We start from the raw sequence: 399 nt of genomic DNA, 5'->3' as shown, positions 1-399 counted from the left end.
TGCTCGTAGAGCCCACTCCAATAGAAGACGGGACACGCATAGGTGAGAGCGTTATTAAGCGATAGGTGATGGTGCGCGGGGCGCGCGCGCTCGTACGCGACTATCGCCGTTCGCGCGGCAGCATCCGGGGAACCAGTTAACCACTGCACCTGCGACAGGGCGCATTCCAGAAGAACGACGATATCCGCCAAGTACCGCACACTATAGGAGCCGTTAAAATATCGCACATCGCGCTGCTGAAGGGCTTGGAGTCGTCGCAGAGCGTCCGGCAGACGGCCGAGAAATAGCTCGGCTATGCCCAAATGCACTTCCCCCTCCGGAAGAATGGAGGGATCATCTGCACTGGCAACCGAGGCGAAGGTCTCGATCGTGCGCATCCCAGCGCCGTATTGGGCCGTG

Annotated in this window: 1 pseudogene; it reads right to left on the bottom strand. The window is 59.9% G+C overall.

The features are described from left to right. A pseudogene (locus tag AC5ZGW_RS47385) lies at positions 1-377 on the bottom strand (ATP-binding protein); the annotation flags it as partial. Positions 378-399 lie beyond the last annotated feature (22 nt).

Source organism: Bradyrhizobium sp. Crot121, assembly GCF_059512385.1.
This window is presented reverse-complemented; position numbering and strand designations above follow the sequence as displayed.